Source organism: Mucilaginibacter pallidiroseus, assembly GCF_007846085.1.
Lineage (GTDB): Bacteria > Bacteroidota > Bacteroidia > Sphingobacteriales > Sphingobacteriaceae > Mucilaginibacter > Mucilaginibacter pallidiroseus.
This window is the reverse complement of the sequence record NZ_VOEJ01000006.1, coordinates 109,228-121,893: the sequence shown is the minus strand read 5'-3', so window position 1 is coordinate 121,893 and position 12,666 is coordinate 109,228. Positions and strand designations below refer to the sequence as shown.

Here is a 12,666-nt window from a genome sequence, read left to right as displayed (position 1 = left end):
TGGCGGCCTTTTTTATATTTACCGTACCTTTACAATGCCATGCCAACCACCCCTGCGTTAAAACAGCACTTGCCACAGGTAGATTACGTGCGTGCAATAGCGTCTCTCGCTGTAGCATTGTTTCATTTGGGTGGAAAGGCATTACCTGTATTAAAGTACGGGTGGCTTGGTGTACAAATGTTTTTTGTACTATCAGGCTTTATTATTTGCTGGGCAATTCCCCATGGGTACACCTGGCGCAACGCCGGCACTTTTATCATTAAAAGGCTAATCCGCATTGAGCCGCCGTACGTGGCATCCATTATTCTGATTTTATTACTCAATAGATTATTTATTAACGATTACACGAGTCCGGATTGGCTTAACGTGGCCGGTCATTTTGCCTATATCAATAACTTTACCGGCAAACCATATTTAAGCCCGGTTTATTGGACATTGGGTATCGAATTTCAGTTTTACTTGTTCATTGCCTTAGCTTTCCCGGTGTTTAATGGAAGGTGGGGAACTTGGTTTGTGATGGGAGTATGGCTGCTCTCCTGCTCCATAGACGTACCCGGAAGTACTATTTCCGGCGTATTCTCATTTTTTGCTTTAGGCATGCTTTATTACAGATGGTATTCCCAAAAAACTACCGGGTTGCTAACCACACTGTTAATACTGCCAATTTTCGTTTATCAGTGTGCTACCGGCAACTGGCTACCAATCGCCGCAGGCGTTCTAACATTACTGATCCTGGTACTCCCTTTAAAGCAAAACAGGGCCGTGAGTTTCTTTGCCCGGATTTCATTCTCCTTATACTTAACTCATGACGCCATAGGTAGCAGGCTGGTTGTCCTCCTTGGTCAAAATCTACCTAAAACAATTGTAGGTAAGGGCATTGCGTTTACAAGCGGTATAATTGTTAGTATTGTTTTCGCCTATATTTTTTATTTGCTAATAGAGCGGCCATGTATGAGGCTCTCAAAAAAAGCTTCTTATAATGGTGTAAATGTGGCACATAGTGTAACATATACATTACAGTAATCAGATAATTACAATTAACCGAAAATTGCCTGTAACATTTTCAGCATTTTCGCCTCCAATTCCAAAATTCAACCAAATTATATGAAACGAATACTACTATTAACCATAATGTTTTGCGCAGCATTAACAGCCAGGGCTCAGTTTCCTGTTGGCGGCGGCGGCGCGGGCTCAAGCGTGGTAGGCAGGATATCGGGTACGGTGATAGATTCGCTTACCAAAAAACCTGTGGACTATGCAACCGTTAGCTTATTTAAAAGCGGCGGCAAAACACCTATAAACGGTGTACTTACCGACGAAAAAGGAAACTTTAAGTTTGATAACATCCGCGCAGGTTCTTACAAAGTTGCTGTTTCATTCCTCGGCTATCAAACTAAAAACATTGATCCGGTTACTACAACAGCTTCCAAACCGGATGCAGGCTTGGGCAACATTATTGTTGCGCCAACAGCACGCGCTTTAAAGGAGGTGCAGATAGTTGGCCAGCAGGCACTTGTAGAAAACAGAATAGATAAAATTGTTTACAATGCTGAAAAAGACCTGACAGCAGCTGGCGGTAATGCAACAGATGTATTGCAAAAAGTGCCATTGGTATCGGTAGACATGAACGGTAACGTGGCATTACGCGGCGACCAGAATGTCCGTGTTTTGATTAACGGCAGGCCTTCAGGTGCTACATCTGCCAGCTTAAGCGATGTATTAAAAACCATCCCTGCAGATCAGATCAAAAGCATCGAGGTGTTGACTTCTCCATCTGCTAAATATGATGCAGAGGGCTCTGGCGGTATCATCAATATCATTACCAAAACCAAAAATGCATCGGGTATTAGCGGTAGCGTGAGCGGTGGTGTAGGTACCCGTCAAAATAACGGTAACATCAACTTCAACTATAACAAAAACCGTTTTAATTTTTCAACCAATATTGGTGGTAATGCAGGCTGGCCTCAAACATCATATACCGATTTCAACCAGACACTTAATGCAAACGGCGTTAACCAACGTAACACAAACAGCCTTAGCAGCGAGGTAAAACGTCACGGTATCCGCGGATCGGTAACGGCTGGTTACGAGTTTAATGGTTTTAATAGCATTAACAGTACAATTGCCGTAAACGATGGTGGATTTAACACCAACGGCGGCGGTACATACAGGTTTGAAGATTTGCTTAACAGTGCTAACAACTTAAATTATACTGGCCGCAGCTCAAACAAAAACAAGTTCAGCGGTTTTGACTGGAATATCGATTACACCCACAAGTTTAAAAAACAGGGTCACGAAATCGTGGTATCAGGCCAGTGGAGCCACAGCGATATCAAAACAGATTATACCAACTTGTTTACGGCTTTGTACAACAGCCAAAAGGCAAACAACAATGGTAAAAACAACGAGTACACTGCACAGGCCGATTATACTTTGCCAATTAACAAAGTATTTAAATTAGAAGCAGGTGGTAAAACTATCCAGCGCCGTATCAATAGCTCTTATGATATATACACTGTAAACTCTGACGGTAACAACCCGGTACTAGACACAGAAAACTCGAACCTGTACGATTATACCCAGAACGTATATGCAGGCTATGGTGTGTTTACCATCACACTGCCTAAAAATTACTCGGTATTGGCAGGTGCGCGTTTAGAGAATACACAGATTGAGGGCGACCCGCAGGCACCTTATGCAAACGGAAGCAATTCACAAACTTTGCAGCCTTTTACAGCAAGCTATAATACTTTTGTACCAAGCTTAACTTTACAAAAGGTAATAGGTTCAAATACACTTAAGTTGTCATACGCTAAACGTATACAGCGCCCTAGCTTGCAGGTATTAAACCCTTTTATTAACCGTGCTAACCAGCAAAGCCAAAGCGTAGGTAACCCTAACCTTGCGCCGGAAATTTCACAAACCGTTGAGTTGAATTATAATGCATTTATTAAATCATCGGTAGTTAACTTCTCGGTTTATTACAAACACACAGGTAACCTTATCGAAGGTATTGCCAGCCCTGTTAATGATAACGGTGTTGTAATTAACCGTACGGTACAAAACAACGTTGCAGAAAACAACTCAATGGGTGCAAGCTTCTTCGGATCAATAAACCCAATAAAGCCGTTGACTATCCGTGCAAACATCAACGTGTTTACGTATAACCCTACTGTTTATGCTGCATACGCAGGGTTTATTAACCAGGATGCATTAAAAACCAGGGTAATGAGCACCATGTTTGGTAGCGCAACATTGAATTTGCCTAAAAACTTCATCTTTGAGGCTTTTGCGTTCAACAACTCACAGCGCCGCACTATACAAGGAACAAGCCCTGCGTTTGGTATTTACGCTTTCGGTCTTAAAAAGCAATTTGCTGATAAGAAAGCATCAATTGGCTTCAATGCCGTACAGCCATTTGCGGTTAACAAATCATTTAAACAGGATATCTCAAGCCCTGGCTTTACGCAAAGCTTTAACTCACGTATTCCGTTCCAGTCGTTCGGTATCACGTTTAGCTACAGCTTTGGTAAAATCAGCTTCAGCAACCCAATGCAGAAGAAAAAAGGCGTTAACAATGACGATCAGGTACAAGGCGGCGACCAAAGCGGCGTAGGCGGCGGCGGTGCACAACAACGCTAATAATACATAGTACTATAATATAAAAAGCACCGGCAGAGTTAATCTGCCGGTGCTTCGTTTTTTAATGGCTTCTATAAAAAGTCATGCTTTCGTATCTACATACCTTATAGAAAACATAGCTTCATATCTAAGACCAGCACACTTTAAATTTGCAAATCTGGGATCTGCATATCTGAAATCTATTCCCCTACCTCAATCCCAATCCGCTTAAGCAGTAATGATGCGTTAAAGGTTTTGCACTCGCCGTGCTTAAGTTTATAATCAAAAAGCATTTCGTCGTTTTCTACCCGGATGTCAAAATAGTAATTGCGTACATATCCCGGGTACTTGTCTTCCAGGCGGGCAATTTGTAAATCGTGAGTGGCCACCATACCCACGCCTTTTTTAGCTATCAGCTGCTCAATCACTGCTTTTGAGCCAAGATATTTATCGACCGAGTTGGTGCCGCGCAGCATTTCATCAATCAAAAAGAACACACGGTGTTCATTATCAACCGCCGCAAGCAACATCTGCAACCTGTCAAGCTCGGCCTTAAAGGTTGACGTGCTTTCGTTGAGCGAATCTTTGATGCGCATGTATGACACGATAGTAATCACGGATACTTCCATAACCGATGCACAAACATTTGCCCCGGCAAGCGCCAGCACCGAATTGATGCCTATGGTACGTAAGAAGGTGCTTTTACCCGCCATGTTGGAACCCGTTATAATATCGATGCCAAACGTGTTATTCAAGTCGTAGTCGTTATCAACCCGGTTACCCGTGCGGATAAGCGGATGAGCAATATTCTTTGCCTTTAGCGTGTACCCTTCTGTATCGGCTATTACCGGTGTTACCCATTCAGGATAGTTGATATTTGTTGTTGCGATGCTAATGATGGCTTCAAAGTCGGCAATCACGTCAAACGCGTGTTCAATATTCTGCTGGTTGTTGCGTTTCCAGTTCTCAATAGCGATGATTTGCCTGATATCCCAAAGCATGGTGGCGTTAAGCACTACACCAACAATTATATTTAGATGATAATTTAGCTTACTAATTAAGCCCGATAGCTCCTTAATTTTGGCCGAGGTATCATCATCTTTCAGTTTTTGGGCAAGTGCATTGTTATAAGCAGACTGCCAGGGCTCACTTTCAATCTTATTGAAAACTCCTGCATAATTGCCCAGCATAGTGCCTATTTTGTCGGCAACCATGTCGGCCTTTTTAATATGGGTACCTTTGCTTGCAACAATACCAAGATTGACAAGTGCAATAAGTATAGCCACGGACTTTACCAGCGGCAAAAACAACGCTCCCACTATAGCCAATACCAACAAATAAGGCGCAACCTTTGCATAAGTGCCTAACGCCCGCTCACCGGGAAAATTAAGCGGCATCTTCAAAAACTTAAACAGGTTTATCAGTCGGTTCGGGTCATCGTTTTTAGCGAAAAGTAAAAGCGTTTGCAGTTCTTTTTTCCACTCGTTTTTAGCTGCAATTTCCTTTACAGCGTCCTGCCTTTGTAAAACCACATCCTTACTTGCCGGTGCATCAAGCCAGGCAGCCAGTTTAAAATTGCCGGCGGTAGTCGCCGCCCTGTTGATGAGTTGATAGAGCGAAGCATTACCAAAAATATCCAAATCGGAAGTGTATAAGTGCTTATCGTTGGCAAACTGCTGGCCATTGCTGTAAATGTTATCGCTTGTTTGCAGGCTGGTAATCTCGTTTTCGTTGATGCGTTGCAGGTTGAGGTAGTAGTCGCGCTGGCGTTCAAATGCTGCCTGTTTTGATACCAACCAAGCGAAGCCCGCCAGTAATACAATAAAAGCTACCGCCATTATGGTAAAATCATCATTGGTAACGGTAAGGTAAACGGCAAACACCATCAGCGCAAAAATGCCCAGGCGCAAAAGCGAATAAGTATTGGCTTGCTTACGGTATTTATCGGCCTGCAGCGCGGCCGCGTTTGCAGCTTGGGTGTAGTTATTTATTATTGAGCTATCCATAAGGTTTTGCGGCTTTATAGGTAAATTTGCAGCCTCAATGTTACAATAATAACCGCAAATTTCGGCGCATATTTTAAGGCAGGTACATGAAGATTACTTTTATTACGGTTGGCAAAACAGAAGATGCTTATTTAAAAGAAGGTATCGAAAAATATGTAAAGCGCCTTAAACATTATACCAGGCTTGAACTTGTTGACATCCCCGAGCTTAAAAACACCAAGGCCCTAACCGAAGAACAGCAGAAAAGCAAAGAGGCAGAACTGATTCTAAAAAAGGTTACCAGTCAGGATCACCTCATATTGCTTGATGAAAATGGCCTGGAATTTACCTCCGTACAGTTTGCCAACTACATCAACAAACGCTCGGTAACATCATCAGCCAATTTAATCTTCGTGGTGGGTGGCCCTTACGGGTTCGACCAATCGGTTTACGCGCGTGCAAACGACAAGATCTCCCTTAGCCGAATGACATTTTCACACCAAATGGTACGCCTGTTTTTTGTAGAGCAGCTTTACCGTGCCTATAGTATCATCAAGGGTGAGCCTTATCACCATCAATAAATGACCGCGATTAAGCGGATTTTTGAGATTGTCAAAGTTTCTGAATGATATTGGATTTACATGATTAAGGAAGAACAAACCTTAAGCTGCTTTCCCAGTTATCATTATAACGCATTTATTTGCACATTTACATATAATCAAGTTTGTACACCAGCATATGCATAGTCACGATCACGCGGGCCACCATCACGATCACGCACCTAAAATAGATCATCTTAATACGGCCTTTATAGTTGGCATTGTACTCAACTCGGCATTCGTCATCATGGAGGCTATAGCAGGTTTTATAAGCGGTTCATTATCATTGCTGACCGATGCCGGGCACAACCTGAGCGACGTAGCCTCATTAGCGCTGGCACTGTTAGCCTTTAAGCTGGCCAAAGCAAAATCTAACCGTAACTACACTTACGGGTATAAGCGCTCAACTATCATCGTATCCTTTTTTAACGCTGTGATATTGGTGGTAGCCGTGGGCTTCATTATTTACGAGGCCGTTATGCGCTTTATCCACCCCGAGCCTATTGCCGGGGGCACCGTTGCCTGGGTAGCTTTTATTGGCATACTGATAAATGCATTTACAGCCTGGCTGTTTATGAAAGACAAGGACACCGACCTAAATGTTAAGGGAGCCTATTTGCATATGGCGGTGGATGCTATTGTATCGTTAGGCGTAGTGATATCAGGTGTAATTATTTATTTTACCGGCCTCGCCTGGATAGATAGCGCCGTGAGTATTATCATCGGTATAGTAATACTTACCGGCACATGGAACTTATTGGTTGATAGCCTACGCCTGGAGATGGATGGGGTACCGAAAGATATTGACCTGAAAGAAATTAAATCCGAATTGCTAAAAGCCAAGGGCGTGGTAGATGTTCACCACATGCATGTTTGGGCCCTGAGCACTACAGAAAATGCTTTGACTGCCCATTTGGTGGTTAACCCCGAATACATGAATAGCTTTAACGATATCAAGCACGATCTGCGCCACAGGCTGGAGCATTTATCTATAAGCCACAGCACCTTTGAACCCGAGTTTTCGAATGAGAAATGTGAGCAGCCCGATTGTTAGATGATTTCATTATCTTGAAGCCGTTAAACTGATATTTATGAGCACAACCAACCGTCGTAAATTTATAGCAACAGCAGCTACTGTAGCAGCAGGTACCGTGGCTGCATCAGCAACCAACCTACCTATGGAAAAAAGCAAATACCCGATAGTACATCACGTATTCTTCTGGCTTAAAAATCCCGGTTCGGTTGCCGACCGCGACAGGATCATTGAGGGATTAAAAACACTTAAAAAGATAGATACGATTAAAGAACTCCGCATAGGCGTAGTAGCCAGTACCGAAAAGCGCGACGTGGTAGACAATAGCTGGGCTGTATCTGAGCTGATGTTTTTCGAGAACCTTGAAGGCCAGGCCACCTACCAAAGCCATCCCATTCACCAACAATTTATAAAAGACTGCAGCCATCTTTGGGAAAAGGTTATTGTTTACGATGCCATAGATGCTGTGTGAACTTGATTTTATTGAATTAAAGAATTAACACTATTAATTTAAACCCGGTCATGCCGAATTTATTCGGCATCTCTCTCGCTTATCGAAGCCATCTGGTGGGATCCTGAAACAAGTTCAGGATGACCTTTTATAAGTATAAGCTTCCAAATGATTTTAAACAACAAAGCCCCGATAGCAAAACTATCGGGGCTTTGTTTATGAAATAAAAATAACTTATGCTTTTTTAGCAGGTGTCTTTTTTGCTTTTGGCTTCGGCGCTTCGGCTGCCGGTTCGGCAGCAGCGGCTTCTTCCTTTACAGGTTCATCTGCAGCAGCGGGTGCAGCTTCGGCTACAGGAGCAGCAGTTGGGTCAGCCTCGTTAAACAAAGGCTGATCCTTGATGATGTTATACCAGGTGATGATTTTTTTAATATCAGATGCATACACCTTTTCCTCTTCGTGATCTGGTGCTACTTCGTAAAAAAACTCGCGAAGCTTTTTACCATCGTCTTTAACGGTTGGAATAGCAGCAACCGATTTCATTTTCTCGAAAATGTCAATCAGTTTAATATCCTGGTCAAAACCAAAAATGGTTATCTCGCTTAAAGCGGCAAGTTTAGCTGTCGATAAGTTGGCAATCAGTTTGGTTTTTTGCTCGTCAAGGCTTTCTAAAACATAACCTGTTTTATTTTGAGCCAAAGCTTTCCACAAGCCCGCCTTGCCCGATACGGCAACAATTCCCTGTAAATTCATTATTATATTTATTGATTCAGTTAACTAGACAGCAACTACTCACTGCTCTCTCAATCAACCAATTACTATCCTTCAATTACTTCTATTCCTAAAATTTTATCGCCTGCGCGTATATCGTCAACAACGTCAACGTTTTCAACCACTTTACCAAAGCAAGTGTGGTTTCTGTCAAGGTGAGCGGTATTGTCGCGGCTATGGCAGATGAAAAATTGTGAGCTGCCGGTGTTACGGCCTGCGTGTGCCATTGAAAGCACGCCACGATCGTGGTATTGGTTACCGCCTGTTAACTCGCAGTCGATACGTTTGCCTGAACCACCAGCACCGGTACCGGTCGGGTCGCCGCCTTGTACCACAAAGTTAGGAATAACACGGTGGAAGGTTACGTTATCGTAAAAACCTGACTTAGCCAAGCCTAAAAAGTTAGCTACTGTATTTGGCGCATCCTGATCGTAAAACTCTACGGTCATGTCGCCTTTTTCGGTTTTGATTATTGCTTTGCTCATTGTTATAAATTTAAACAGGTGGCAAAGGTAATAAATTGAGTTAAAAGCCGAAAGTTAAAAGCTTAAAGCTTAGCGGTAGTGCAAATTATATAACAGTTGGGCGTTTCCTGCGGCCGGGCTATCCGCTCATACGCCTGCAGGCCTTATTCACGCGGCCGGTATCCGCTGCTATCCCTAACGCAAACGCGTAGCAATGAGCGCACTCGTTGCAAATTTATTTTCATCGCTTATGTTTTAAGCATTTTGTATACATTACCCTTTGGATTCTCCTATCGTTACATCAGCTTTATTAGTTCGCCCTTTGTAGAAGTCAACCCCTTTAAATATTATAGTACAAATCAACACTCCTAAACAAAAGCCAACTAATGACGATATGTCCCGTTCCCGATAAGACTTTACCAAAACGACAACCCAATTTATAAACCCCAATATAATCGAAGCTCCTATTAAGCCTATATCCTCGCCGGATACATTAAAAAGCCAAACCAATAAAAGCAGGAAATACGTTAATACTATAAGAGCATTTATAATGATTGTTTTTCGATTCACACCCCTAATATACCCCCTCCATAATACCATTTCCAATTAATCGTTACATTTGGTAACAGCAGATGAATATTTTACCGAGTCAAAATTTTCCGCAAACCCCAAAGCCTTCTGCTTTTAGCTTTAAGCTTTCAGCTTTTACTTTTCTGCTTTTAGCTTTAAGCTTTCTCCCCATCTTAACCAGGGCCGCTTCTATCCTTATTCCTATGGATGAGGAGCAGAAGGACCACTTAAAATCGTATGGTATCGCTTTCTGGACCTTAAAAAACGGCGAGAGCATCAGCTGGCTGCTCAATTACCGGGGCGGCAGTTTTATGATGGGTTACAGCAAAAGCCTCGAGGACGAATGTAAAATACGCGGTGTAAGTTACGAGGTAATTGCCGATGGCAAAGTAAATCAGATCATCAGCGAGGTTACCGATCCATCCGTTAACATGGATTTGGTAAAGCTGGAAAAAGCGCCTAAAATGGCGGTGTATTCGCCCAAAAATAAGCTACCCTGGGACGACGCCGTTACCATGGTTTTAAAATATGCCGAAATCCCTTATGATGTAATTTACGATGGGGAAGTAATACGCGGCGACCTGCCCAAATATGATTGGCTGCACCTGCATCACGAGGATTTTACCGGTCAATTCAGCAAGTTTTATGCGGTTTATCAGTTTGCCCAATGGTATAATGACGACCTGAAGGCACAAAAGGCAACTGCCGCTAAGCTTGGCTTTAAAAAGGTGTCGCAAATGAAACTTGCTGTAGCACAGCACATCCGTGATTTTTGCGCCGGCGGCGGCTTCCTGTTTGCCATGTGCTCGGGCACGGATACATTTGATATTGCATTGTCTGCGGCAAACACCGATATCTGCGCCAGTATGTACGACGGCGATCCGGTTGACCCGTCAGCACAATCAAAACTTGATTTCACACAGACTTTTGCCTTCCAGAACTTTACGCTGGATATGAACCCCAGCTCGCATCAGTTCAGCAATATCGACGTTACGCCTACCCGCCAGGTTGAGCGTACACGCGACTTTTTTACACTGTTCGATTTTTCGGCCAAGTGGGATGTGGTGCCAAGTATGCTTACACAGAACCATGATAAAGTGATAAAGGGTTTTATGGGCCTAACCACCGCTTATAACAAGAACAGACTTAAGCCCGGCGTTACCATAATGGGTGAAATGAAAACGGCTAACGAGGCCCGGTATATACACGGTGAATATGGCAAGGGCCAGTGGACTTTCTACGGCGGCCACGACCCAGAAGATTACCAGCACCAGGTGGGCGACCCGCCAACTGATCTTAAACTACACCCGAACTCGGCCGGATATAGGCTCATCCTAAACAACGTCCTTTTCCCCGCGGCAAAAAAGAAGAAACAAAAAACCTGATTTAATCGAAGCCAAGTTCTGCATCGTCAAAAAACAAAAAAACCGGCTTAGATCTTATATAGCTGATTACTCTCTGATGGCTTTCTCTTTGCCCATTACGGAATGTTTGTAACCGTAAAAGAAGTAGATCACCAAGCCTATAACGAGCCAGGCAAGGAAACGGATCCAGCTTTGGTACTCTAACTCGGCCATAAGGTAAAAGCAGCTCAATAGCCCTAAAACAGGGATAAGCGACAGCTTCTTAACAAACGATAATACCGTTAGCGTGAGCGATAACAAGATGAAAAGGAAATATGGAAAACGCTCATGCACGTTCTCGCCCGATATCAGGTTGCCAATTTTATCTTTAAAAAATATGACACCGATGATAAACAGAACCGGTACTATAAACTGAGAGTTGACATAAGGCAGCTGAAATTTACCCTTAACGGTAGCCTCGCGAGGTAATAGCAGTACGCCACCACAAACCAGCACAAACGCAAACAATGTACCTATACTGGTAAGGTTGGTAACCTCGGTTAAGTTAAGAAATAAAGCAGGTACGGCAACCACAATACCCGTTACTATGGTAGCAAATGATGGCGTGTGATATTTTGGGTGTATACGTGAAAATGCCTTCGGCAGCAAACCGTCGCGGCTCATGCTCATCCAAATACGTGGTTGGCCCAACTGGAATATCAGCAACACGCTGGCAGTAGCAATTACTGCGCTTATGGAAATTATTCCGCTTATTTTATTCAGCCCCACTTTGGCAAACACAAAGGCAAGCGGGTCGCCCACTTGTAATTCCTTATAGTTTACCATACCTGTTAACACTAAAGCTATAAGTATGTACAATATGGTACAAACAATAAGAGAATAAATCATACCGCGCGGGAGATCGCGTTGTGGGTTCTGGCATTCCTCTGCCGTGGTAGATATAGCATCGAAACCTATGTAGGCAAAAAACACACCAGATACACCTTTCATTACTCCGCCAAAGCCATTAGGCAAAAACGGGTGCCAGTTGGCTGGTGTAACATAAAAAAACCCGATAGCAATAACCGCTAAAACGATAAATATTTTAAGGTAAACCATGGCATTGGTTGCCTTTTTGGTTTCGCGGATGCCTACATAAACTAGGTAAGTAATAATAATAACTATAAGCAGCGCCGGTATATTGGCGATAAACCTGATATCGCCGCTGCCTGGCGCAGTTGCCCATGCATTGGCAGCCAACTTCATTCGGTCTGTTATCTCTGCCGTGTTGCCGCTTGCGGTAAGTTCCGCAAGTTTTTCGTGGGCGGTAAATGCCGAAAAATAGTCCATCGTTAGGTACGATGGCATGTGTATTTTAAAACCTTCCAGCAAATTGACAAAATATTCGCTCCAGGAAATGGCTACCGCTATGTTGCCAATAGCATATTCCATTAGCAAATCCCAGCCTATTATCCAGGCAATTAATTCGCCGAATGACGCGTAAGCATAGGTGTAGGCGCTGCCAGCCACTGGTATACGCGATGCAAACTCAGCATAGCAAAGGGCCGAAAATCCGCAGGTTATGGCCGTTAAAACAAATAAGATGGTAACGCCCGGCCCGCCGTTGAATGAGGCCTCGCCAATTGTTGAAAAGATGCCCGCACCAACCACTGCGGCAATACCCATTAAAGTTAAATCTGTTACATTGAGGGCCTTTGCCAGGCTGATGCCGCCCGAGTGCTCGCTATCACTAAATCCACTGGCAACATCGGCCAATATTTTATCTATCGATTTTTTGCGGAAAATACTTTTCGACATTTATTATTTGG

The 12,666-nt window shown here is 43.4% G+C and carries 10 protein-coding genes; 6 read left to right on the top strand and 4 right to left on the bottom strand.

Annotated features, from left to right (window positions below):
- Nucleotides 1-39 precede the first annotated feature (39 nt).
- A complete protein-coding gene (locus FPZ43_RS13240; RefSeq protein ID WP_146382408.1) occupies nucleotides 40-1,023 on the top strand; it encodes an acyltransferase family protein in 984 nt (327 codons plus the stop codon).
- Between the two features lie 81 nt (nucleotides 1,024-1,104).
- Complete coding sequence (locus FPZ43_RS13235) at nucleotides 1,105-3,642, top strand: TonB-dependent receptor domain-containing protein (RefSeq protein ID WP_146382407.1); 2,538 nt, start codon at nucleotides 1,105-1,107, stop codon at nucleotides 3,640-3,642.
- Nucleotides 3,643-3,821: 179 nt separating this feature from the next.
- Here FPZ43_RS13235 and FPZ43_RS19745 read toward each other — a convergent pair whose 3' ends face one another.
- On the bottom strand, nucleotides 3,822-4,541 hold the full coding sequence (locus tag FPZ43_RS19745; protein WP_391563979.1) for a MutS-related protein: 720 nt from the start codon (nucleotides 4,539-4,541) through the stop codon (nucleotides 3,822-3,824).
- A gap of 1,172 nt (nucleotides 4,542-5,713) precedes the next feature.
- On the opposite strand from FPZ43_RS19745, the gene rlmH reads away from it, so the two are divergent.
- The 3 genes from rlmH (at nucleotide 5,714) to FPZ43_RS13215 (ending at nucleotide 7,710) form a co-directional block, all read left to right on the top strand.
- Nucleotides 5,714-6,187: a 23S rRNA (pseudouridine(1915)-N(3))-methyltransferase RlmH gene (gene rlmH, locus FPZ43_RS13225; protein WP_146382405.1), complete on the top strand. Its 474-nt coding sequence runs from the start codon at nucleotides 5,714-5,716 to the stop codon at nucleotides 6,185-6,187.
- 157 nt (nucleotides 6,188-6,344) lie between these two features.
- Nucleotides 6,345-7,259, top strand: a complete 915-nt coding sequence (locus tag FPZ43_RS13220; RefSeq protein ID WP_146382404.1) for a cation diffusion facilitator family transporter — start codon at nucleotides 6,345-6,347, stop codon at nucleotides 7,257-7,259.
- A gap of 37 nt (nucleotides 7,260-7,296) precedes the next feature.
- Nucleotides 7,297-7,710, top strand: coding sequence for a Dabb family protein (locus FPZ43_RS13215; protein ID WP_146382403.1), 414 nt, complete (start codon nucleotides 7,297-7,299; stop codon nucleotides 7,708-7,710).
- Between the two features lie 213 nt (nucleotides 7,711-7,923).
- On the opposite strand, the gene FPZ43_RS13210 is transcribed toward FPZ43_RS13215, so the two are convergent.
- Nucleotides 7,924-8,442 (bottom strand): DUF5606 family protein, encoded by a 519-nt coding sequence (locus tag FPZ43_RS13210; protein ID WP_146382402.1) that lies wholly within the window; start codon nucleotides 8,440-8,442, stop codon nucleotides 7,924-7,926.
- 65 nt (nucleotides 8,443-8,507) lie between these two features.
- A complete protein-coding gene (locus FPZ43_RS13205) occupies nucleotides 8,508-8,945 on the bottom strand; it encodes a peptidylprolyl isomerase (RefSeq protein WP_146382401.1) in 438 nt (145 codons plus the stop codon).
- A gap of 752 nt (nucleotides 8,946-9,697) precedes the next feature.
- Between FPZ43_RS13205 and FPZ43_RS13200 the strand changes: the two genes are divergently transcribed.
- The gene (locus FPZ43_RS13200; RefSeq protein WP_222430974.1) at nucleotides 9,698-10,879 is read left to right on the top strand and encodes an asparagine synthetase B; all 1,182 of its coding nucleotides are present in this window, start codon (nucleotides 9,698-9,700) and stop codon (nucleotides 10,877-10,879) included.
- 66 nt (nucleotides 10,880-10,945) lie between these two features.
- Here the strand turns inward: FPZ43_RS13200 and FPZ43_RS13195 are convergent, their stop codons facing one another.
- Complete coding sequence (locus FPZ43_RS13195) at nucleotides 10,946-12,655, bottom strand: amino acid permease (RefSeq protein WP_146382400.1); 1,710 nt, start codon at nucleotides 12,653-12,655, stop codon at nucleotides 10,946-10,948.
- Nucleotides 12,656-12,666: the final 11 nt, after the last annotated feature.

What these genes read in the sequence shown, in the direction of transcription:
- FPZ43_RS13240 (WP_146382408.1), top strand. Translation starts at nt 40, where the DNA reads ATGCCAACCACCCCTGCGTTAAAACAGCACTTGCCACAGGTAGATTAC.
- FPZ43_RS13235 (WP_146382407.1), top strand. Translation starts at nt 1,105, where the DNA reads ATGAAACGAATACTACTATTAACCATAATGTTTTGCGCAGCATTAACA.
- rlmH (WP_146382405.1), top strand. Translation starts at nt 5,714, where the DNA reads ATGAAGATTACTTTTATTACGGTTGGCAAAACAGAAGATGCTTATTTA.
- FPZ43_RS13220 (WP_146382404.1), top strand. Translation starts at nt 6,345, where the DNA reads ATGCATAGTCACGATCACGCGGGCCACCATCACGATCACGCACCTAAA.
- FPZ43_RS13215 (WP_146382403.1), top strand. Translation starts at nt 7,297, where the DNA reads ATGAGCACAACCAACCGTCGTAAATTTATAGCAACAGCAGCTACTGTA.
- FPZ43_RS13210 (WP_146382402.1), bottom strand. Translation starts at nt 8,442, where the DNA reads ATGAATTTACAGGGAATTGTTGCCGTATCGGGCAAGGCGGGCTTGTGG.
- FPZ43_RS13205 (WP_146382401.1), bottom strand. Translation starts at nt 8,945, where the DNA reads ATGAGCAAAGCAATAATCAAAACCGAAAAAGGCGACATGACCGTAGAG.
- FPZ43_RS13200 (WP_222430974.1), top strand. Translation starts at nt 9,698, where the DNA reads ATGGATGAGGAGCAGAAGGACCACTTAAAATCGTATGGTATCGCTTTC.
- FPZ43_RS13195 (WP_146382400.1), bottom strand. Translation starts at nt 12,655, where the DNA reads ATGTCGAAAAGTATTTTCCGCAAAAAATCGATAGATAAAATATTGGCC.